At 40.0% G+C, this 500-nt stretch carries 1 protein-coding gene; it reads right to left on the bottom strand.

What is annotated here, in order from left to right; all coding sequences use genetic code 11:
- Window positions 1–83: 83 nt before the first annotated feature.
- On the bottom strand, window positions 84–452 hold the full coding sequence (locus tag HMPREF3144_RS02935; protein WP_018574015.1) for a hypothetical protein: 369 nt from the start codon (window positions 450–452) through the stop codon (window positions 84–86).
- Window positions 453–500 lie beyond the last annotated feature (48 nt).

The following is a 500-nucleotide window of genomic DNA, read 5'->3' as shown; positions in this document are numbered from 1 at the left end:
TGCGCTTAAGGTACCCGTGCTAAAGTGGTTATGACCTACGCACCTGCCACACTCACCTACGTATGGTAAATGTCACATTTAAATCAAAGCGCATCCTTATAAAGCTCTGCGTCTAATAAACCATCCTTTATAGCAAACTGAAGAAACTTCTTGATTGCCTCAGGGTCTCTATCGATGACATCATCAAGCAGTTGCTCCTGAATTAACGGCGCATAGAACATCCCATTGATGCTTACGCCTCCATCGTAAACCCACTCACCCTCTAGTCTTGGATCAATCACCTCAACCTCTTTTGAGTCATAAACCATAAAACTTACTTCTGTTGTTCCATATAATGCATAAAAATAGGTAAAAGCTTCCCCCTTCTTGGTACCTCCTTCTCGTACTCCCCAATAAATACCAAAAACATCTAAAATCTCAGTGCCATACTGATCTTTATATTTAATCTTCATTTATTTTCCCTTACTAATACTGTTATTGATTGAAGCCCCTGGTTGTAG

This window comes from Oligella sp. HMSC05A10, assembly GCF_001808335.1.
Taxonomy (GTDB): domain Bacteria; phylum Pseudomonadota; class Gammaproteobacteria; order Burkholderiales; family Burkholderiaceae_B; genus Oligella; species Oligella urethralis.
The sequence above is the reverse complement of the archived record's forward strand: the minus strand, read 5'-3'. Positions and strand labels throughout refer to the sequence as shown.